Origin of the sequence: Microbacterium sp. AG157 (genome assembly GCF_003385695.1) — a bacterium.
Classification (GTDB): Bacteria; Actinomycetota; Actinomycetes; order Actinomycetales; family Microbacteriaceae; genus Microbacterium; species Microbacterium testaceum.
Genome location: NZ_QRDK01000003.1, coordinates 195,629 through 216,781, shown reverse-complemented (window position 1 = coordinate 216,781; position 21,153 = coordinate 195,629). Strand labels below are relative to the sequence as shown.

Annotated in this window: 18 protein-coding genes; 13 read left to right on the top strand and 5 right to left on the bottom strand. The window is 70.8% G+C overall.

Annotation, left to right across the window (positions count from 1 at the left end; all coding sequences use genetic code 11):
* Positions 1–451: 451 nt before the first annotated feature.
* Entirely contained in the window at positions 452–1,426 is a 975-nt protein-coding gene (locus DEU35_RS10370) for a zinc-binding dehydrogenase (protein ID WP_116239457.1), read from the bottom strand.
* A 113-nt stretch (positions 1,427–1,539) separates the two neighbouring features.
* Here DEU35_RS10370 and DEU35_RS10365 point away from each other — a divergent pair, with 113 nt between their 5' ends.
* On the top strand, positions 1,540–2,109 hold the full coding sequence (locus DEU35_RS10365) for a TetR/AcrR family transcriptional regulator (protein ID WP_258027912.1): 570 nt from the start codon (positions 1,540–1,542) through the stop codon (positions 2,107–2,109).
* A gap of 17 nt (positions 2,110–2,126) precedes the next feature.
* Here DEU35_RS10365 and DEU35_RS10360 read toward each other — a convergent pair whose 3' ends face one another.
* Positions 2,127–2,441 (bottom strand): YbjQ family protein, encoded by a 315-nt coding sequence (locus DEU35_RS10360; protein WP_116239456.1) that lies wholly within the window; start codon positions 2,439–2,441, stop codon positions 2,127–2,129.
* Between the two features lie 143 nt (positions 2,442–2,584).
* Between DEU35_RS10360 and DEU35_RS10355 the strand changes: the two genes are divergently transcribed.
* The 5 genes from DEU35_RS10355 to DEU35_RS10335 all read left to right on the top strand — a co-directional run bounded on the left by DEU35_RS10355 (position 2,585) and on the right by DEU35_RS10335 (position 8,331).
* Positions 2,585–3,214, top strand: coding sequence for a GntR family transcriptional regulator (locus DEU35_RS10355; RefSeq protein ID WP_116239455.1), 630 nt, complete (start codon positions 2,585–2,587; stop codon positions 3,212–3,214).
* Complete coding sequence (locus tag DEU35_RS10350) at positions 3,211–4,737, top strand: MmgE/PrpD family protein (RefSeq protein WP_103208209.1); 1,527 nt, start codon at positions 3,211–3,213, stop codon at positions 4,735–4,737. The genes DEU35_RS10355 and DEU35_RS10350 overlap by 4 nt, the downstream gene beginning before the upstream one ends.
* Before the next feature lie 130 nt (positions 4,738–4,867).
* Entirely contained in the window at positions 4,868–5,767 is a 900-nt protein-coding gene (gene prpB, locus DEU35_RS10345; protein WP_116239454.1) for a methylisocitrate lyase, read from the top strand.
* 201 nt (positions 5,768–5,968) lie between these two features.
* Entirely contained in the window at positions 5,969–7,153 is a 1,185-nt protein-coding gene (locus tag DEU35_RS10340) for a bifunctional 2-methylcitrate synthase/citrate synthase (RefSeq protein ID WP_116239453.1), read from the top strand.
* Positions 7,153–8,331, top strand: coding sequence for a thiolase family protein (locus DEU35_RS10335; RefSeq protein WP_218026374.1), 1,179 nt, complete (start codon positions 7,153–7,155; stop codon positions 8,329–8,331). Before DEU35_RS10340 ends, DEU35_RS10335 begins: the two co-directional genes overlap by 1 nt.
* A 187-nt stretch (positions 8,332–8,518) precedes the next feature.
* On the opposite strand, the gene DEU35_RS10330 is transcribed toward DEU35_RS10335, so the two are convergent.
* Complete coding sequence (locus DEU35_RS10330; protein ID WP_103208219.1) at positions 8,519–8,956, bottom strand: GNAT family N-acetyltransferase; 438 nt, start codon at positions 8,954–8,956, stop codon at positions 8,519–8,521.
* A gap of 49 nt (positions 8,957–9,005) precedes the next feature.
* On the opposite strand from DEU35_RS10330, the gene DEU35_RS10325 reads away from it, so the two are divergent.
* Positions 9,006–9,722 carry a Type 1 glutamine amidotransferase-like domain-containing protein gene (locus DEU35_RS10325; protein ID WP_116239452.1) on the top strand — a complete coding sequence of 239 codons (717 nt, stop codon included), beginning with the start codon at positions 9,006–9,008 and terminating at the stop codon, positions 9,720–9,722.
* 137 nt (positions 9,723–9,859) lie between these two features.
* Here DEU35_RS10325 and DEU35_RS10320 read toward each other — a convergent pair whose 3' ends face one another.
* Positions 9,860–13,597 carry a choice-of-anchor I family protein gene (locus DEU35_RS10320; protein WP_116239451.1) on the bottom strand — a complete coding sequence of 1,246 codons (3,738 nt, stop codon included), beginning with the start codon at positions 13,595–13,597 and terminating at the stop codon, positions 9,860–9,862.
* A 160-nt stretch (positions 13,598–13,757) separates the two neighbouring features.
* Between DEU35_RS10320 and DEU35_RS10315 the strand changes: the two genes are divergently transcribed.
* From DEU35_RS10315 to DEU35_RS10305, 3 genes are all read left to right on the top strand, one after another.
* Entirely contained in the window at positions 13,758–14,495 is a 738-nt protein-coding gene (locus tag DEU35_RS10315) for a VIT family protein (protein ID WP_116239450.1), read from the top strand.
* Positions 14,496–14,575: 80 nt separating this feature from the next.
* On the top strand, positions 14,576–15,754 hold the full coding sequence (locus DEU35_RS10310; protein ID WP_103208230.1) for an acyl-CoA dehydrogenase family protein: 1,179 nt from the start codon (positions 14,576–14,578) through the stop codon (positions 15,752–15,754).
* Between the two features lie 214 nt (positions 15,755–15,968).
* Entirely contained in the window at positions 15,969–16,757 is a 789-nt protein-coding gene (locus tag DEU35_RS10305; protein ID WP_103208233.1) for an enoyl-CoA hydratase-related protein, read from the top strand.
* Positions 16,758–16,761: 4 nt separating this feature from the next.
* Here the strand turns inward: DEU35_RS10305 and DEU35_RS10300 are convergent, their stop codons facing one another.
* Entirely contained in the window at positions 16,762–17,289 is a 528-nt protein-coding gene (locus tag DEU35_RS10300; RefSeq protein WP_116239449.1) for a MarR family winged helix-turn-helix transcriptional regulator, read from the bottom strand.
* A 144-nt stretch (positions 17,290–17,433) separates the two neighbouring features.
* Between DEU35_RS10300 and DEU35_RS10295 the strand changes: the two genes are divergently transcribed.
* The 3 genes from DEU35_RS10295 (at position 17,434) to DEU35_RS10285 (ending at position 21,080) form a co-directional block, all read left to right on the top strand.
* Positions 17,434–18,210: an electron transfer flavoprotein subunit beta/FixA family protein gene (locus tag DEU35_RS10295; RefSeq protein ID WP_116239448.1), complete on the top strand. Its 777-nt coding sequence runs from the start codon at positions 17,434–17,436 to the stop codon at positions 18,208–18,210.
* On the top strand, positions 18,210–19,175 hold the full coding sequence (locus DEU35_RS10290) for an electron transfer flavoprotein subunit alpha/FixB family protein (protein ID WP_116239447.1): 966 nt from the start codon (positions 18,210–18,212) through the stop codon (positions 19,173–19,175). Before DEU35_RS10295 ends, DEU35_RS10290 begins: the two co-directional genes overlap by 1 nt.
* A 621-nt stretch (positions 19,176–19,796) precedes the next feature.
* A complete protein-coding gene (locus DEU35_RS10285) occupies positions 19,797–21,080 on the top strand; it encodes a cytochrome b/b6 domain-containing protein (protein WP_258873500.1) in 1,284 nt (427 codons plus the stop codon).
* Positions 21,081–21,153: the final 73 nt, after the last annotated feature.

The following is a 21,153-nucleotide window of genomic DNA, read 5'->3' as shown; positions in this document are numbered from 1 at the left end:
GGGTGGAGGTCGTGCGGTACTCCGGAGAAACCGCGGCGCAGCCCGCTCATCGCGCCGCTTCTCCTGGTGAACGGATGGCGCGCTCCGCGCTTCTCAGGAGTTCCATACGCCCGGCCGCCCGGGGCGCGGGCTGCTCGTCGCGCACGGACGGTCCGTCGCGGCGCGTCGCTCGAGGCCGTCGGACGGTGCGTCACTCCTGAACACGGGCGTTTCGTCTCCGCGGCGGCCCCGGGAGAGGGCCCGCCGTGCCCCGCGTATGCCGTTCTTTCAGGAGTTACGCGCGGCGACGGCCCCGGGCCGCTGATCCGTCCGGGTGCGTGCCGCGTCGCGCCCCGAACGCACGAGTGTCCAGAACACCCGGACGTTCCGAAAAATCGTCCGGGTGTTCTGGACACTCAAGAGGGGCTCGGCCCCGCGCGCCGCGGGACGCGAGCCCCGCGGCGCGACGCGGTCACGGGCGCAGCAGCACCTTGCCGACGCGGGGCGCGTCGCTCGCGGTGACGGCCTCGACGATCTCATCGAGACCGAAGGTGGCGGCCACGGGGAGGGTCAGCGTGCCGTCGGCGAGGTAGCGCGACAGTTCGCCGAACAGGGCGCCGCGGGTCTCGGCATCCATCGTCTTGCTGACGACACTGCCCCAGAAGCCCTTGACGGTGGCCTGGCGGAAGATGAGGTCTCCGGCGCCGAGCTCGAGCTTGCCGGCGCCCATCGATCCGAAGATCACGAGCGTGCCGTTCTCGCTCAGCAGCGACAGCACCTGGCCGGCGGCGGGTCCGCCGACGGAGTCGACACCCGCGACGACCGTGCCGTCGCCGACGAGGGCGAGGGCCTGGTCGCGCCAGTCGTCGGCGTCGGTCGATACGACGTTGTCGATGCCCTGGGCGGCGAGCTCCTCGACGGCGCTCTGGCGGCGCACGAGACCGACGACGTTGACGCCGCGAGCCTTGGCGATCTGCGCGACCATACGGCCGACGGCGCCGTTGGCGGTGTTCTGCACGATCCAGTCGCCGGCCTTCAGATCGAGCGAGTGCAGCAGGCTGATGGCGCTGAAAGGCATCGAGACGAGCTGCGAGGCGACCTCGTCGCTCAGGCCCTCGGAGACGGGGATGAGGCCCGCGGCCTTGGCGACGACCTGCTCGGCCCACACGCCGAACGTGCCGCCGGTGGCGACGCGCTGGCCGACGGTCAGGCCGTCGACACCTTCGCCGAGCTCCTCGATGACGCCCACGGCCTCGGTGCCGGCGCGGGCGGGCAGCTCGGGCTTGAAGCCGTAGGTGCCGCGGATGGTCCACAGATCGTGGTTGTGGATCGGCGACATCAGCACGCGCAGGCGCACCTCGCCGGGCCCGGGGGTCGGGGTCTCGACCTCTTCGGTTCCGACGACGTCGGCCGGCTCGCCGAACTCGTGGTGGATGACTGCGCGCATGAAATGCCTCCTGTGGTTATTTTGTAACGGCCGGTCTAATATAGACCTCGGGCCTGCGAATGCAACCCGGAAGACGTGGGACAGCCGAAAGGCGGAGGAAGAACATGGGCCGGATGCCGAGCTTCGAGCGCTCCGCCGTCGTCGACGCCGCGCGTGACGTGTTCTGGCGGCGCGGGTACGCCGAGACGGGGATCGCCGAGCTCGAGGAAGCCACGGGCCTCACCCGCTCGAGCCTGTACAACGCCTTCGGCAGCAAGCGCGGACTGTTCGACGCCGTCCTCTCGGCCTACCTCGACGATGTGGTCCGCACACGCCTGCGCCCACTGGGTGGGGGAGACCCCGGCGCCCTGGAGGCCTACGTCGAAGACATGCGCTCGGCCATCGAGGCCGATGCCCCGCGCGCTCGCCTGGGGTGTCTGCTGCTCAACGCCGGTTCCTCTCCCCTCGCGAGCGACGACGCCGAGGTGCGCGCGCTCGTCTCGGACTACGCCGCCGAGATGCGCGCCGCGATCCGCTCGGCGGTCGCCGACCGGCGTCCGGATCTGGCCCCGGATGCCGTGGACGCCCTCGCCGCGGTGTGCGCCTCGCTCGTGGTGGCCGGCCTCACCCTCGCGCGCGCCGATCGTGACGCGGCGTTGGCGACGTTGGCATCCATCCCCTCGACCCTGGAGTCGTGGGGCTGAATCCGCACCGGGCGGTCTCAGCCCAGCTTCACGGCCGTGCCATAGGCGACGACCTCTTGGAAGTTCTGCGCAACCTCGCTGGTGTCGAAGCGCATCGCGATCACCGCGTCGGCCCCGACGGCCTGGGCCGCCTCGACGAGACGCTGCTTCGCTTCGTCGCGGCTCTCCTGCAGCTGTTGCGTGAGACCCTGCAGCTCGCCGCCGAAGATCGATTTGAGGCCGGCGCCGAACTGCCCCCCGATGTTGCGAGCGCGCACGGTGAGGCCGGTCACTTCGCCGTACACTTCGACGATCTGACGGCCGGGGACATCGTTCATGGTCGTGACGAGCATGCGACCAGTGTGGCAGGTGACGTGCTATGCCGCGAGGGGTGATGTGCGTCGCTTTGTGTATACCTACACCGCACTCAGGGTGCCGAAATCCCCACTGCGCACGCGGAGTGTATACACTGGACGAGTGACGGCGAGGGGGCAGCATGCGGGCGAGTGAACGCGCCTACGCGACCCTCCTCGACGAGATACAGACCGGGGCGCTGACGCCCGGAACCGTGCTCGGCGAAGTGGAGCAGTCCACCCGCCTCGGAGTCAGTCGCACCCCTCTTCGCGAGGCGCTGCGCCGGTTGGCATCCGACGGCCTCGTCGCCCAGGCGTCGGCGCGCGTGACGGTGGTCGCCGGCATCGACGCCGACGACATCCGCTCTCTCTTCGACCTGCGCCGGGCGCTCGAGACCGAGGCCGCGCGGTTGGCCGCCCGACGGGGCGATCGCGGGGAGTTCCGAGGCCTCGCGACCGAGTTCGCCGCCGTCGACACGGCCGATGCCGACGCGTACTACGCCCTGATCTCCCGCTTCGATTCCGCGATCGACGACGCCGTCGACAACGCCTACCTCTCCTCAGCGCTCCGGAGCGTCCGCACTCACCTCGTACGGGTGCGACGCATGGCGCGAGACAACCCCCTTCGCCTCTCGGCGTCGACGGGGGAGCATGAACTGATCGCGAGAGCGATCGGCGCCGGCGACCCCGAACTCGCCGCGCACGCCACCCACGTGCACCTGCACAACGCCCTCACCACCATCCTCGAAGCCCTCACGGAGGACCCCTCATGACGATCACCCACCACGTGCGCGTGCACCGCAGCGACGAGAACCTCGCCCGTGAGGGTCAGCTCGCCTGGGCACTCGCGCGCGTCGCGGTCGACCCGGTGGCCGTCGACGACGACGTGACCGAGATGATCGTCAACCGCCTGATCGACAACGCCGCCGTCGCCGCCGCCTCGCTCACGCGTCAGCCCGTGAGCGCGGCACGCCAGCAGGCGCTCGACCACGCCGTCTCGATCGGCGGACCGGGCGCCACGGTCTTCGGCTGCCTGCTCGAGCGCCGTACGAGCCCCGAGTGGGCGGCATGGGCGAACGGCGTGGCCGTGCGCGAACTCGACTACCACGACACCTTCCTCGCCGCGGACTACTCGCACCCCGGCGACAACATCCCGCCCGTGCTGGCCGTCGCCCAGCACACCGGTCGCGACGGCGCCGCCCTCGTGCGCGCTCTCGCCACGGCCTACGAGATCCAGATCGACCTCGTGCGCGCCATCTCGCTGCACAAGCACAAGATCGACCACGTCGCCCACCTCGGTCCCGCCGCGGCCGCCGGCATCGGCACCCTGCTCGACCTCGACCAGGAGACGATCTACCAGGCCATCGGCCAGGCCCTGCACACCACCACCGCCACCCGCCAGTCGCGCAAGGGCGAGATCTCGACCTGGAAGGCGCACGCTCCCGCCTTCGCCGGGAAGATGGCGATCGAGGCCGTCGACCGGGCGATGCGCGGTGAGACCAGCCCCTCCCCGATCTACGAGGGAGAGGACGGCGTGATCGCGTGGATGCTCGACGGCCCCGACGCCTCGTACGACGTGCCCCTTCCGGGTGAGGGCGAGAGCAAGCGCGGCATCCTGGATTCGTACACGAAGGAGCATTCGGCCGAGTACCAGGCGCAGGCCTGGATCGACCTGGCCCGTCGCCTCGGCACGGAGCGCCCCGATCTGCGCGACCCCGCGAACGTGGCATCCATCGTCCTGCACACCAGCCACCACACGCACTACGTCATCGGCTCGGGCGCGAACGATCCGCAGAAGTACGACCCCACCGCGTCGCGCGAGACGCTCGATCACTCGATCCCGTACATCTTCGCCGTGGCCCTGCAGGACGGCGCGTGGCACCACGTCGACTCGTACACCCCCGAGCGGGCGGGCCGTGCCGACACCGTCGAGCTGTGGCACAAGGTCACCACCGCCGAGGATGCCGAGTGGACGCGGCGCTACCACTCGGAAGACCCTCAGGAGAAGGCGTTCGGCGGCCGCGTCGTCATCACCCTGACCGACGGCTCGACCGTGGAGGACGAGATCGCCGTCGCCGACGCCCACCCGCTCGGCGCCCGGCCCTTCGCCCGCGAGGACTACGTGCGCAAGTTCCGTCTGCTCGCCGAGCCCGTGCTGCAGCCCGACGAGATCGAGCGCTTCCTCGAGCTCGTGCAGCGCTTGCCCGAGCTGACCCCCGCCGAGGTCATGCAGCTGACGATCGTCGCGAAGCCCGGCGTGCTGGCGCTCGCGCCCGCGCCGAAGGGGCTGTTCTGATGGTCGGGCCGTGCGTGACTCCTGAGAATTCCGCGGCCCACGGCACGCGTCCCGCGTGGTTCCGCGGGCGATACTCCGCCGCGACGCAGTTCTTCAGGAGTTCTGCCTCCCGGACGGAAGGAACCCGCTGATGCTCTACGCCCAGACCACCGCCGCCCAGAAGCGGCGCGTCCTCCGCGAGAAGCTGGCATCCGGTGACCTCGTCCGGATGCCGGGAGCCTTCAACCCGCTGTCGGCCCGCCTCATCGAGCGCAAGGGTTTCGACGGCGTCTACATCTCGGGCGCGGTGATCTCGGCCGACCTGGGGCTGCCCGACATCGGGCTCACGACCCTCACCGAGGTCGCCGGCCGCGGACAGCAGATCGCGCGCATGACGGAACTGCCGGCGATCATCGACGCCGACACCGGGTTCGGCGAGCCGATGAACGTCGCCCGCACGATCCAGACGCTCGAGGACGCGGGGCTCGCCGGCACCCACATCGAGGACCAGGTCAACCCGAAGCGGTGCGGCCACCTCGACGGCAAGAGCGTCGTCGACGCCGATACCGCGATCAAGCGCATCCGCGCCGCGGTCGACGCCCGGCGCGACCCCGACTTCCTCATCATGGCGCGCACCGACGTGCGGGCGGTGGAGGGACTGGATGCCGCCATCGACCGCGCGAAAGCCCTGGTCGACGCGGGCGCCGACGCGATCTTCCCCGAGGCGATGCGCAACCTCGGCGAGTTCGAGGCCATGCGTTCGGCGCTCGACGTGCCGATCCTGGCGAACATGACCGAGTTCGGCAAGAGCGAGCTGTTCTCGACGCAGCAGTTGCGAGACGCCGGGGTGAACCTGGTGATCTGGCCGGTGTCGCTGCTCCGACTCGCGATGGGCGCGGCGGGCCGCGGCCTCGACGCCCTGGCATCCGAGGGCCACCTGCGCGACCAGCTCGGCGCGATGCAGCATCGCGCCGACCTGTACGACCTCATCGACTACGAGGGCTATACCCGCTTCGACGCCGACGTGTTCGACTTCACGGTCGAGCGCTGAGGCGGGTTCGCGTGGGTGGGGTGACCATGTCCCGATTCGCGCAGACCATGTCCCACTTCCGGCTGCCCGGAGGGCTTCCACGCAGCACAAAGTGGGACACGGTCGTTCGGGAGTGACCGGAAGACCGCCGAAAGTGGGACATGGTCGGGAGAACCACCGGCGCCGCCGTGTGAAGATCGCTTACGACTCAAGGGAGAGACGATGACCGACATCAAGAAGGGCCTGGCCGGGGTCACGGTCGACGAGACCGCCGTCAGCAAGGTGAACCCCGAGACGAACAGCCTGCTGTACCGCGGCTACCCCGTGCAGGAGCTCGCGGCCACGCAGCCTTTCGAGGCGGTGGCGTCCCTGCTGTGGAACGGGGAGCTTCCGGATGCCGAACAGCTCGCCGCCCTGCGCCGCACCGAGCGTCAGCACCGGGCGCTGACCGACGACGTCCGCGCCGCGATCGACCTGCTGCCGACCAGCGCCCACCCGATGGACGAGGTGCGCACCGCCGTCAGCGTCATCGGCGCGCGTGAGACGGCCGGGATCTCGAACGTCATGGATGCCGTGGGCACCCCCGAAGAGAACCTCGGGCGATCGATCCGCCTGTGGGCGCAGCTGCCCGCCGTGGTCGCGTACGGTCAGCGCCGCCGCCGGGGCGAGGAACTCATCGAGCCCCGCGACGACCTGGACTACGCGGCCAACTTCCTGTGGATGACGTTCGGCGAGGAGGCTGACGAGGTCGTCGTCGACGCGTTCACCCGCTCGATGATCCTGTATGCCGAGCACTCCTTCAACGCCTCGACCTTCACCGCGCGCGTGATCGCGTCGACCCTCAGCGACCTGTACTCCGCGGTCGTCGGCGCGATCGGCGCCCTCAAGGGCCCGTTGCACGGCGGCGCGAACGAGGCCGTGCTGCACGTGTTCACCGAGATCGGCTCGGCCGAGAACGTCGGGCCGTGGCTCGACACCGCCCTCGCCGAGAAGCGCAAGATCATGGGCTTCGGCCACCGCGTCTACAAGCGCGGCGACTCGCGCGTGCCCACGATGAAAGCCGCTCTCGACACCCTGGTGGAGCACTACGACCGCCCCGACGTCGCCGCCCTCTACGACGCGCTCGAGTCGCAGTTCGTCGAGCGCAAGGGCATCTACCCCAACCTCGACTACCCCTCGGGCCCGGCGTACGACCTGATGGGCTTCGACACGCTCACCTTCACACCCCTCTTCGTCGCCGCGCGCGTGACCGGCTGGACCGCGCACATCCGCGAGCAGCAGGCGTCGAACGCCCTCATCCGCCCCCTCTCGGAATACGTGGGTGCCGACGAGCGCCACGTCCAGGGATACGTTCCGGATGCCGCCGACGTCGAGGCCCAGGAGCGCCCCGAGGAAGCGGCGGGCTGATGTCGACGCAGAAGATCGTCCTCGTCTCGGGCGCGCGGACGCCGATCGGCTCGTTCGGCGGCTCGCTGTCGGGGGTCGACGCGTACGAGCTCGGCGCAGTCGCGGTGACCGAGGCGCTCCGCCGCGGAGGCGTGTCGGCCGAGGACGTCGACGAGGTCGTCATGGGCTGCATCGCCCAGAACGGCCCCGACGCTTACAACGCTCGCCGCGTCGCGCTCGCCGCGGGGCTGCCCACGCGTGTGCCCGCCTTCACCGTCAATCGCCTGTGCGGCTCGGGCCTGCAGGCGATCTGGTCGGCGGCTCAAGAACTGCGCTGGGGCGGGATCGACGTGGCCGTGGCCGGGGGCGATGAGAGCATGTCGCGCACGCCCTTCCTCGACTACGGTGCCCGCGGCAACTCCCGACTCGGCGACCGGACCCTGCTCGACGGCACGCTCGCGATCCTCACCGACCCCTTCAGCGGCCGGCACATGGGCACGACGGCCGAGGTCGTGGCATCCCGATACTCCGTCTCGCGCGAGGAGCAGGACGCCTTCGCCGTCGAGAGCCAGCGCCGGGCGGCGACGGATGCCGCGCGCGCGGCCTTCGCGGAAGAGATCGTGCCCGTGACCACCGGCGGCCGGAAGCCCGTCGAGGTCTCGGTCGACGAGCACCCGCGCCCCGGAACGACGATGGAGGCCCTCGCCGGTCTGCGGCCCGCTTTCGAGAAGGACGGGTCGGTCACCGCGGGCAACTCCTCGGGCATCAACGACGGCGCCGCGGCGACCGTGCTGATGCGCGAGGACGACGTGCGCGAGCGCGGCCTGACGGGGCTCGCGACGCTGGAGGCCGTGACCACCGCGGGCGTCGACCCCGAGATCATGGGGTACGCCCCCGTCATCGCCCTGCAGCGGTTGTGGGAGCAGACGGGGCTCACCCCCGCCGATGTCGACGTGATCGAGCTGAACGAGGCGTTCGCCGCGCAGGCCGTCGCGGTGATCCGCGACGCGGGCCTCGACCCCGAGAAGGTGAACCCCTACGGCGGGGCGATCGCCCTCGGTCACCCCGTGGGCGCGACCGGCGCGATTCTGACCGTGCGCGCGGCCCTCGACCTGCGTCGTCGCGACCTCGAGTACGCGGTCGTGACGATGTGCATCGGAGGCGGCCAAGCCCTGGCGGCGCTGCTGCGGCGGTACTGAGCCGGTCGATCCGCCCTCGGCGGGATGCCCTGCGGAGCTCGTCTGCGACATGCCGGGTCGGCGGGGTGGCCGGGCGGCGTGCCGGGGGTGGGATCCGCAGGGCGGTCGGAAAACCCCCGCCGCGGATGGACGGTTCCCGGACGCGGCGGGAGGTTCGCTGGGACGGAGCGTCTTATCCGCTGGACAGTCACGCCCGCGGTGGCCGCTGAACCATGTACACGTCGATCTCGTCCTCGGAGTCGAGTTCGAAGCCCGCACGTTCGTACAGGCGACGGGCGGGGCTGCCCTGCAGCACGTTCAGTCGCGTCGGCCCGTCCCACGGCTCCGCCAGCACCCGAGACAGGACCAGACCGCCCACTCCCCGACCCTGCAGAGCGGATGCCAGATAGAAGTGCTCGAGCCAGCGCGAGGCCCCGTCCGGACGGACGGTGAGGGAGCCGGCATCCGCCCCGTCGACGACGATGACGCGCGTGAACTCGGGACGGAAACCCGCGCGCATGCGCGCGCGCACACGGTGCTCGTCGTAGCGGCCGAGGCGCTCGAGATCGGTGCGCAGCACCTCGGCGCGCAGTTCGACGAGCCACTCGATGTCGTCGGGCACGCTCGGTCGCAGACGGATGTCCATCCGTCGAGTCTAGGAATCGCGACGCGGATGTGCCCGCGATACTGGGCGTATGAGCGTGTTCCTTCTCGGCGGCGGGCGCGATGTCGCCCGCTGCGGCGACCTGCTGCGTCCCTTCGTCCTCGAGGCGCGCGAGCGTGCCGGTGACCGCTCGCCCGTGATCGCGCTGCTGCTCGTGCTCGAGGCCGGCGACGACACCAGGATCGCCCTCCACCGCGACATGTTGGACGCAGCGCAGGCGGTGCCCGCCGAGATCCGCGTCGAGACGATCGTCGAGGGCGAGGTCTTCGATGCCTCGGCGCTCGCCGCCGACGCGCTGTTCGTCGGCGGCGGCCTCACCCCGGCCTACCTGGATGCTTTCGCGCAGATTCGGGATGCCGTGCCCGAGCGCGTCCGCGACGGAATGCCGTACGCCGGGTTCTCTGCCGGCTCCGCGATCGCCGCGGGTCCGGCACTGGTCGGCGGATACCGTCTGGGCGGGGTCGAGGTCGTGTCGGAGAACGCCGGCGAAGAGCTCGACGAGCTCGAGGTCCGCGGGGGCCTCGGGCTGCTGGACTTCGCCGTCGACGTGCACGCCGCCCAGTGGGGGACCCTTTCCCGTCTGGTCGCTGCTGTCGATGCCGGGCTCGTCTCCGACGGGGTGGCGATCGACGAGAACACCGCCCTGGTGATCTCGGCGCAGGCGGCCCCGGCCGTCCGCGGCGCGGGGCAGGTCTGGCGCGTGGAGTCCGCGGCATCCGGGGTCCACGTCCAGGTGCTCCGCGCCTGACTCTTCGCGTCCGGCCTCGCCGCGCGCGTCGCCGGGAGTCGTCGCTCGTGGGGCTCCGAAGCGACAGGCGCCGGTGACTCGCGGACGGGAAACGGCCCCCACCCCGAGGGGTGAGGGCCGTTTCGGCAGGCGATGCGTCAGGCGGTGCGGCGGCGGCGCAGCGCGAAGGCGAGACCGCCCGCGACAACGAGGAACCCGCCCGCGAGGGCGATGCCCCACGGCGCTTGCGCGCCCGTCGCCGCCAGGGCGCCCTTGCGGACCACCTCGACCGCGAGAGCCGGGAGCACGGTGCCGTCGGCGCGCGTGATGACCACCGTGTGCGCTCCGGGCTCGAGAGCCGCGGGCACGTTCACCCGGAAGGTCACGGTGCCGGAGGCGTCGGCGGCGGGGATGCCGGTGATCACGATCGGCGTGCTGTTGAGCGTCGCCGTCAGCTGCTCGCCGGCGTTGAGCCCCGACACGGTGACCGAGAACGACCCGCCCTGCTCGACGCGCGTCGCGCTCGCCGTGATGCTCGCGGAGGCCGACGGCGAAGCCGTGGGGCTGCCGGTGGGCTGACCCGTGGGGTTCGTCGTGGGCGTCGGGCTCGGCGTGCCGGTTCCCTCGTCGACGGGCTGGGAACCTGTCAGGTACGCCCGGCCGAGCGGCGAGGGTGCGACGCTCTTCTTCGCGGTGAAGTAGTCGACCGTGGCCTGCAGGTCGATCTGACCCGAGTCGGCCTTGTTCGTTCCCTGCGCGAAGATGCCGAAGTTGTCGCCTCCCGCCGCGAGGAACGAGTTGGTCACGACGCGGTAGGACTCCGTTTTGACGATCGGCTTTCCGTTCAGCTGGATCTTGCCGATGCGCTTGTCCTGCGCCGCGGCGGGGTCGTACTCGAAGGTGAAGCCCTTCGACACTCCCAGCGCGAGGACCGGACGCGGCTTCCCCGGCTGCCACTGCTGCTCGAGCAGCTGCTTCAGCTGCGCACCCGTGAGCGACAGCGTCACCAGCGTGTTGCCGAAGGGCTGCACGTTGGCCGCCTCGCGGTACGACACGGAGCCGTTGTCAGAGCCGTAGAGCAGGTCGGCCCGCAGACCGCCGGGGTTCATGAACGCGATCTGCGCGTCCTGCCCGTTGAACGAGGGGTTCTCGCTCGTGGCCCAGAGGTACACGTCCGCGACGGTGTTGCCGAGCGTGGAGTAGGCACCGCGGTCCTCGGCACCCGAGCTGTTCTTCGCGCGGGTGATGTCGGCGGTGATCGTGCCGACCTCGACCTTGCCCTTCGTGTCGGCGGTGGTCTTGGCATCCGCCACGATCTTCGCGGTCGCGATCTGCGGGTACGCGATGTACTGCGTCACCGCGGGGTCGAGCAGCGCACGCACGCCGGGCGTGATCGATGCGAGCTTGCCGGTGGCATCCAGATCGATGTCGAGCGTGCCCAGGTTCGTGCCGTACGAGCCGGTCTGGATGACTGAGCGTCCCCCGATGGTGCACGAGTACTTCTGGTGCGTGTGCGCCGAGACGATCGCGTTCACATCGGCTGAGGCGCCGCGGACGACGGCGCCGAAGTCGGTCGACTCGGTCGCGATCGTGGTGCAGTCCGTGCTCTCGGAGCCGTCGTGGACGAGGACGATGACGATGTCGGCACCCGCCGCGCGGGCGTTCTTCGCCTCGCGGTTGACGGCCTCGGTCTCGTCGCCGAACTCGATCGTGGTGATCTTCGACGGGTCGACCATGCCCGCGGTCTGAGGCGTCACGGTGCCGACGAACGCGACCTTCGTGTTGCCGACCTGCTTGATCGTGTACGGCTTCAGGGCGGGGGTCTTCGTGCCCTTGTTGTAGACGTTCGCCCCGAGGGCGAAGTCGCTGAGGGCTCCCGAGTTGTTGCCGTAGGCGGGGATGACCCGACCGGTGAGGTCGGCGAAGCCGCGGTCGAACTCGTGGTTGCCCACCGCGCTGACATCGAGCGTCGCGGCCTTCAGAGCCTTGATGGTCGGGGTGTCCTGGTCGATGAACGACTCGAAGGCGCTCGCGCCGATGTTGTCGCCCGCCGACACGAACAGCGTGTTCGGGTTCTGCTGGCGGTACTTCTCGACGGCGCCGGCGAGCACCGCGGCCCCGGCGACGCCCCCGGTCTCCTGCAGCAGACGGCCGTGGAAGTCGTTGATCGTGAGGATCTGCAGGTCGGGCGTCTTCGGCTGCGTCGGGCGGACCTCGAACACGGTGGTGGTGCCCGAGACCTCGTTGCCCGTGACCAGCAGCGGCACACCGGTCGGCGAGCGCAGGGCCGAGACGAAGGCGATGCCCTCGGGGCCGAGGTCGCCGGCCGAGGCCGTCTTGACGTCGGCGGAGGCGTTGCGGTTGTTGACGTACGTGACATACGTCGCCTTGGTCGGGTCGGTGATGTCGTAGACCATCACGCCACCCGCGCGCTCGAGACCGATGAAGGCGTAGGTGCGGCCGTCGACCACGCCGATGGTGACGTTCTCGGGCTCGGGGCCCTTGTCGTCGCTGCGGTCGTCGAGGGTGTTGTTGTCGTTCGAGACGTTGAACAGCTGCGGGGCGACGTCCTTGAGCTTCTTCTCGAACTGATCGCCCGAGTCGAAGACGAGAGCACCCGTGGTGTCCCAGATCGAAAAGGAGCGCCCGCCGTAGGCGTAGAGCTCGCTGTAGCAGCCGTCCGCTGTCTTGCCGAGGTCGGTGACGACCTTGAGGCGACCGGCGGCGTCATCGGCCGTCTGGCCCGCGAGCGGGCTCGAGGCGCAGATGGGCGCCAGGCCGTTCTTGCCGAAGGCCTTGATGCGCGCCTCATCGTCGAAGGAGCCCCACTTGCGCCCGTCGCCCTCGTTGGCGGTGACGAGGTAGGTCGTGGCCTTCCCGTTGGTGCTCGCCGAATACGAGGCGATGCCGTCAGGCATGTACAGGCCCTTGAGGCCGGCGACGGGGCGGATGCTGTTGACAGCCGTCGTGCCGTCTTTGTCGCTCGGGTCGAGTCCGACCTTGCTCCAGTCCTTGTACCCGAGGGGCAGGATGCCGGTCACCTCGGCCTTCGTCAGATCCACCGTCGCGACGGCGTTGTTCTCCTGCAGGGTGACGTAGGCCACGGTGCCGTCGGTGGTGATGTACTCCGGCTCGAGGTTGCGCGAGACGCGGTTCGTCGACAGGGTCGCGGCATCCTGACCCGGGGCGGCGACGTCGGGGCCGAAGATGCGCACCTTGGAGTCGAGCGTCTTGCTCCCGCCGGGCTCGAAGGCGCGGAAGCCCGCCGTCTTGACGGCGCTCTGCGCGGGGGCGGACAGGGCGGACGACAGCGCGATGACGCTGACCGAGCCCTCGGGGTCGACCGAGAAGTCCGCCGCCGGCTCGCCCTCGTTGGCGACGACGGCGTAGGAGCCGTCCTTCGAAAAGGTCACCATGTCGGGAAGAGCGCCGACGGCGACCTCGCCGAGCTTCGCACTCGCGGCATCCGTCTTGTTGGCGTCGAAGAAGACCAGGTGACCGGGATCGGTCTTCGTCTTGGCTTCGAAGGCGATGACGCCGAGGCCGTCGTCGCGGACCGCGACCGAGTTGGCGACACCGTTCGACGAGATGTCGAACAGCTTGACGGGCTTCTCGGGGTCGCTGTTGTCGAGCACCGTCACGGTGCCCGCCTGGGCGTTGACGACGAGCAGGCGGTCGCGGTACGCCTGGACGATCTCAGCGGCGGAGGCGTCGTAAACGCCGGTGTCGTACGAGCCGACCGGGGTGACGCTGATCGCGGCGCCGGTGACGCTGTTCGAGACGGGCTGAGGGACGATTGCGGCGGAGGCCGCGGTGGTGCTCGACAGGGCGAGCGCGCACACCGCCGCGGTCGTCGCGGTGAACGCGGCGGCGCGGCGGAGGAAGGTCGAAGGCATGGCTGTGTCCTCGGATTCGGGTGGGGGAGCGACCCGCGCGGGCGGCGCGATCCTGTGGATTTTGCCTGGAGTTCGTGACGACCCGGTGAACGGGGAGGGAACGCGACGGCCGTGAACCGTCATCGGCCCGTCGGGACGGATGCGGTCGTACGCTCGTCGCATGACCGAGAACGCGCCCGCGGCGACGCCCCCGGGGTCCCACTCCGATGAGCCCCATCGCCAGGGGCTCTCGCAGAGACTGAACTGGTTGCGCGCCGGCGTGCTCGGCGCCAACGACGGCATCGTCTCGACCGCCGCGGTCGTGGTCGGTGTCGCGGGCGCCACGAGCGACACCGGTCCGGTGCTCGTCGCGGGTCTCGCCGCCCTCGTCGGTGGCGCCATCTCGATGGCACTCGGTGAGTACGTCTCCGTGTCGAGCCAGCGCGACAGCGAGCACGCCCTCATCCAGAAAGAGAGGCGTGAGCTCGCCGATGACCCCGAGGCCGAACTCGCCGAGCTCGTGGGCATGTACGAGGCCCAGGGGCTCTCGCGTGACACAGCGACGCGCGTGGCGAACGAGCTCACGGCATCCGACGCCCTCAAGGCCCACCTCTCGGTCGAGCTGAACATCGACGCCGAAGACGTCGTGAGCCCGTGGGCCGCGGCCTTCGCCTCGGCGGTCGCCTTCACCATCGGCGCCCTCTTGCCGCTCGCGACGATCCTGCTCGCGCCGGTCGAGATCCGCGTTCCGCTCACCTTCGTCGCCGTGCTCATCGCGCTCGCGATCACGGGCTACGTCGCCGCCGTGCTCGGTGGGGCGCGGCGCGGGCGGGCGGTGCTGCGCACGGTGATCGGCGGTGCGCTCGCGCTCGCCGCGACCTACGCGGTCGGCGCGTTGTTCGGGGTCTCCGCCTCGTAGTCGGTACCTCTATCAATTAGTAGGACGTCCAGGTAATCTGAGGGGAGCGACGACGCCGTCGCTTTCCGAAGGAGAGCCGCATGGACACCACCCCTGCTCCCGCGCTCGACGCCCCGTCGACCGGCACCCTGAGTTCCGACGAGCGCGATGCCATCCTCGACGCGGTGCGCGACTTCGCGGCGACCGAGTTCGCCCCGCGCACCCTCGAATGGGATGCCGAGAAGCACTTCCCCCGCGACGTGCTGCGCCGCGCGGGGGAGCTGGGTCTCGGCGGCGTCTACGTCAACGACGACGTGGGCGGCGCCGGGTTGTCGCGCGTCGACGCGGTGGCGATCTTCGAGGAGCTCGCCTACGGCGACCCGACGGTCACGGCCTACATCACGATCCACAACATGGTCGCGTGGATGATCGACACCTACGGCACCGCCGAGCAGCGCGAGCGGTGGCTGCCGTCGCTGGTGGCCATGGAAGATCTCGGCGCCTACTGCCTCACCGAGCCCGGCGCCGGGTCCGACGCCGCGGCCATCACCACCTCGGCGATCCGGCACGGCGACACCTACGTGCTGACGGGGGTCAAGCAGTTCATCTCGGGCGCCGGCGAGGCGTCGGTCTACGTCGTCATGGCTCGCACGGGGGAGCCGGGAGCGCGCGGCATCAGCGCCTTCCTCGTGCCCGCCGACTCCGAAGGACTGTCGTTCGGAGCGAACGAGAAGAAGATGGGCTGGAACGCGCAGCCCACCCGTCCCGTCATCCTCGACGAGGTGCGCGTGCCCGCCGAGAACCTCCTCGGCGGCGAGGGACGCGGCTTCTCGATCGCGATGAACGCCCTCAACGGCGGTCGCCTGAACATCGCCACGTGCTCGATCGGCGGGGCGCGCTGGGCGCTCGATCGCGCGATCGCCTACGTGCACGAGCGTTTCACCTTCGGCGAGGCCCTCGCCGAGAAGCAGTCGGTCGTGTTCGCGGTGGCCGACATGGCGACCGAGCTCGAAGCCGCACGACTGCTCGTGCGCGATGCGGCGTCCGCCCTGGATGCGAAGACTCCGGATGCCGCGACCCGGTGCGCCATGGCGAAGAGGTTCGCGACCGACGTCGGCTTCCGCGTCGCCAACGAGTCGCTGCAGTTGCACGGCGGATACGGCTACCTGCAGGACTACGGCATCGAGAAGGTCGTTCGCGATCTGCGTGTGCACCAGATCCTCGAGGGGACGAACGAGATCATGCGGCTCATCGTGGGTCGCAGCGTCCTGGCGGCCTGAGGTGCCCCCTCTTCGATTCGGGGCGGATCCGCCCTACGGGGCGTGTGCGTCCCGCCCCGCGAAGAGGAACGGGCCCCGAACGGCCCGGGTCGCCGTGTAGGGCGCAGACGCCGACGCGGCGAGGCAAGACCCTCGGTCGATGTCGGTGGGGCGTGCGAGCATTCGAGGGCGGGCGAAACCGCTGCGATCATCACTCGAGACGACGGGAGTCACCATGACCGAGCCGGATGCCGGATACGAGACGATCCGCGTCGAGCAGCGTGGACGCGTCGGGTGGATCACCCTCGATCGTCCCGAGGCCCTGAACGCGCTGAACACGCGAACCATGACCGAGGTCGTCGCGGCGGCCGAGGCGTTCGACGCCGACGAGGGCGTCGGCGCGATCGTGGTGACCGGGAGCGAGAAGGCCTTCGCCGCGGGCGCCGACATCAAAGAGATGGAGCAGAAGTCGGGTCTCGACATGATGCTCACCGACCACTTCGGCGCCTGGGCGCGCTTCGCCGCCGTCCGTACGCCCGTGATCGCCGCGGTCTCGGGGTACGCCCTGGGCGGCGGGTGCGAGCTCGCTCTCATGTGCGATGTGATCCTGGCATCCGATCGGGCGAAGTTCGGACAGCCCGAGGTGCAGCTCGGTGTGATTCCGGGCATGGGCGGGACGCAGCGGCTCGTGCGGGCGCTGGGGTACTACAAGGCCGCCGAGCTGGTGCTCACCGGCCGCATGATCGACGCCGCCGAGGCCGAGCGGGCCGGGCTCGTCTCACGCATCGTGCCCGCGGCGGAGTTGCTCGACGAGGCCGAGAAGGTGGCGCAGACGATCGCCGAGAAGCCCCTCCCCGCGCTGTACGCGGCGAAGGCGGCGCTCGACGTCGCGCTCGAGTCGACACTCGCCGAGGGGGTGCGGTTCGAGCGTCAGGCTTTTGCGGCGCTGTTCGACACCGCCGACCAGAAGGAGGGGATGGCGGCGTTCCGCGAGAAGCGGGCGCCGTCGTTCACGCACCGATGAGAGCTCAGAGCGGATCGGGAACCGGTGAGGGGTCGGCGAAGTCGCCGGCACCCTTGCGGAAGCGCGCGATGATCCGCACGAGCGCCGTCGCGTCGTCGTCGTCGAGACCCAGGTCGGCGAACACCTCGTTCAGGGCCGTCGTGGCCTCATCGACCCGCCGTCGCCCGTCCGGGGTGAGCGCGAGCAGCGCCGCGCGCCCGTCGGTGGGGTGCGGCTCGCGCGTCACGAAGCCGTCGCGCGCGAGGCGCTCGACCGTGTTGGTGACGCTCGTCGGATGCACCTGCAGGCGCGCGATGGCGCTGGCCATCGGCATCCGCCCCTCGCGAGTGAAGGCGAGCAGCCGCAGCATCTCGAACCGCGAGAACGACAGGTCGAACGGCTTCAACGCCCGATCGATGGATGCCATGAGCAACTGGTGCGCACGGATCACCGAGGTCACCACCGTCATGCCGTCGGCGGCGTCGTCCCATCCGTGCGCGAGCCACTGGCGCTTCGCCTCGGCGATCGGGTCGACAGGCAGTCGTCGCGTCATCGGTCCTCCTCGCGTTTCACGGTACCGTTCGCCCGCGGTGCGCGCTGCGGGGCGATGGCTGAGGTGGTCGGAGCCCTCTCGCCGCGGGCTCGACCGCCGCCGCGGGATCGCGGCATCCGTCCCCTCACCGAAGGAGCCAGGTCGATGAAGATCGTGGTGCTGGTCAAAGAAGTTCCCGACACGTGGGGTGAGCGTCGCCTCGACCTCGAGACAGGTCTCGCCGACCGCGCCGCATCGGCCCCCGTGCTCGACGAGATCGACGAGCGCGCGGTCGAAGCCGCCCTCGCCCACGCCGACGCGCACCCCGGCACCGAGGTCGTCGTGCTCACGATGGCTCCCGCCTCGGCCGCCGCGACCGTGCGCAAGGCCCTCGCGATGGGCGCGACCTCGGCCGTGCACGTCGTCGACGACGGCCTGCGCGGTGCCGATCTGCTGCTGACGGCCGACGTCCTCGCGGCCGCGGTTCGGCGCACGGGTTTCGACCTGGTGATCGCGGGCAACCTCTCCACCGACGGCGGCGGGGGAGTCGTTCCCGCCATGGTCGCCGAGCTCCTCGGTGTGCCGCAGCTGACCGCGTTGTCGAGTCTCGAGGTCACCGACGACGCCGTGTCCGGCGAGCGCGTGAGCGACGCCGGGACGATGCGGGTGTCGGCATCGCTGCCGGCGGTGGTCTCGGTGACCGAGGCGCTCCCCGAGGGGCGGTTCACGACGTTCAAGGGCATCATGGCCGCCAAGAAGAAGTCGTACGAGACGCTGGATGCCGGCGAACTCGGCGTCGAGGTCGAAGACCCTGCCCAGGCCCGGTACATCATGCTGTCGGTCGCCGAGAGGCCGCCGCGCGCGGCCGGGACCACGATCGTCGACGAGGGCGACGCCGGTGAGAAGCTCGCGGCCTTCCTCGTGGCCGAGGGGGTGGCGTGATGAGCGTCACTCTGGTGCTGCTCGAGGTGCTGCCCTCCGGTGCGCTCGCGGCCTCGTCTCCCGGGCTGCTGGTGGCCGCCGCCGCGGTGGGGGAGCCGGTCGCGGTGATCGCGGCCCCCGACGCCGCGCTCGAGCGCTCCGCCGAAGAGGCCGCACAACTCGGTGCGGTGCGCGTGCTCACCGCCGCGGTCGACCCGACCGCGCTGACCGGTCCGGCGGTCGACGCGCTCGCCGCCGCGGTGGCGGCCGAGGGTCCCGACCTCGTGCTGGCGTCCAACGCGGTCGAATCCCGCGACATCGTGGCCCGCCTCGCGGTGCGGTTGCGCCTGCCGCTTGCGACGGACGTGGTCGGCGTCTCCCGCGACGATCTCGGGGTCGTCGCCCACCATTCGGCGTTCGGCGGCGCTTTCACCGTCGACGGCGCGCCCACCTTCGGACCCCTCGTCGCGACCCTGCGGCACGGTTCCGTCGAGGGTCGCCTCGACGCGCAGCCGCTCGCCGTGCGGGCCCTCGAGGAGTCGGCATCCGGAATCCCCTCCGCGCGCGTCGAGGCGTTCTCCGAGACGTCGGCGCCCTCGACGCGGCCCGAGCTGCGCGGTGCGGACGTCGTCGTCGCGGGTGGGCGGGGCGTGGGATCGAAAGAGGACTTCGCCCTGGTCGAGCAGCTCGCCGATGCGCTCGGGGCCGCCGTCGGCGCCTCGCGTGCGGCCGTCGACGCGGGGTACGTGCCCGCGACCGCGCAGGTCGGGCAGACGGGAGTGTCGGTCTCGCCGAGGCTGTACGTCGCCCTGGGGATCTCGGGTGCGATCCAGCACCGCGCGGGCATGCAGACCGCTCGCACGATCGTCGCGATCGACAAGAACCCCGAGGCGCCCATCTTCGACATCGCCGACTTCGGTATCGTCGGAGACCTGTTCACCGTCGTCCCGCAACTCATCAGCGCGCTAGAGGCCCACAAGAAGTAGATGGCGTCCACACCCCGCACTCCGCGTCGCGGGCTGCCGCGCGTCCCCGGTGGGGAGCCCTGGCCGCCCGCGGGCCCTGGCGCGTCCGCGGCGCGTCCGCCTCAGGATGCCGCGGATGGTGCCGCGTCTGCCGTCGAGAAGCGGGGCGCCGGCTCACCCGCAGCGGATTCGGGTCCGCGCGATGAATTCGGATCAGAGGCGACTCCGCGTCCGAATCCGGTGCACGCTTCCGAATCCGTTGAGGCCGGAAGTCGCGTGATCGGACCGGAACACGAGAGCGCGACATCGGATCCCGCGGCGACCGGTGTGCGCCGGGGGCTCCCGCGCGAGCCGGGCGGGGAGCCCTGGCCGCCGGCATCCACTGTTCCGTCCGGCCGCTCCGGTGTGCGCTCCCCGGCACCGTCACTTCCCGCGCCCGCGCCCCCGCCCGAGCCCGTCAATGCGGAGACCAAGCCGCAGTCGTCCCCCTCGGCCCCGGGGGCGGATGCCGTGCGCCGGGGTCTGCCCCGCGAGCCGGGCGGGGAGCCCTGGCCGCCGGCATCCGCGAATCCGTCCGGGGCCGCGCGCCCTCGCGACGCCGCAGAATCGGAGAATCGCGGCGGAATCGGATCGGCGGTGCCGGTGCGTCCGATTCTGGAGAGCGAATCCGCTTTCGGTGCGGAGGCCGGGGCCGCGGAAGCCATGACGACGAGCGAACGGGATGCCGGGAACCCTGCGATGTCGCGCGGATCCGATCAGGGTGGGGCTGCCCCGACCGGGCGCGCGCCGGCGGGTCCGACTGCGCCGCCCGGTAGCCCCCAGGCGAATCGCATTCCGGCGGCGCAGAGCGGCATCCCCTCCGCGTCGGCGCCCGCGCGCCCGGCGCTGACCGTTCCCCGCACGGTCTGGCCGGGAGCTGCGGCCCGAAGCCACGCAGCGACGGCGGGGGTCGCGGGGCAGAAGCGTGCGGCGGCGACCCCGCCGCGGCCCGGGGCTCGTGTCGCGCTCGGCGACTACTCGCCCGTCCAGGTGCTCGGTTCGACCGCGGTGCTCGGCGTCTTCGCGCTCGCCCTCGTCGGCATCGTCGTGCTGCTCGCGCGCTTCGTGCTCGCGATCGGCCCGGGGCGCGAGTTCCTCGCCGCGTTCCCCGGTGAGTACCCGCTGCCCGCGTCGGCGCCGGTCGGGCTCCCGGCCTGGCTGAACTGGTCGCATTTCCTCAACAGCTTCTTCCTGCTGCTCATCATCCGCACCGGCTGGCAGGTGCGCCGCGAGAAGAGGCCTGCGGCGTTCTGGTCGCCGCGGAGCAACAAGAAGCGCCGCATCAGTCTCGCGCTGTGGTTCCACCAGGCGCTCGACATCCTGTGGATCGCGAACGGCGTCGTCTTCGTGGTGCTGCTGTTCGTCACCGGGCAGTGGATGCGGATCGTGCCCACCTCGTGGGACGTCTTCCCCAACGCGCTCTCGGCCGCCCTGCAGTACGCCTCTCTCGACTGGCCCACCGAGAACGGCTGGGTGAACTACAACAGCCTGCAGCAGCTGTCGTACTTCGCGATCACCTTCGTCGCGGCGCCTCTCGCGATCGTCAGCGGTGTGCGCCTGTCGGGTGTGTGGCCGAAGAACGCCGAGAAGCTGAACCGCCTGTACCCGATCGAGTGGGCCCGCAAGGTCCACTTCCCCACCATGCTCTTCTTCGTCGCGTTCATCATCGTGCACGTCGCGCTCGTGCTCGCCACCGGCGCCCTGCGCAATCTGAACCACATGTACGCCGCGCGCGGGTCGGTCGACCCGGAGGCGTTCAGCAGTGACCCGACCGGGTTGCTGATCTTCGCGGCATCCCTCGTCGTGATGGCCGCAGCATGGGTGGCCGCGCGCCCCGCGGTGCTCGTGCCGATCGCGCGCCTGTTCGGCGAGGTCAAACAGCGCTGACCCGCCACCCGAGCGGAAGCCCGCCGAAGACTCTCGAAGACGCGCCCGTTCGTCGACGGCCACGACATCGCGA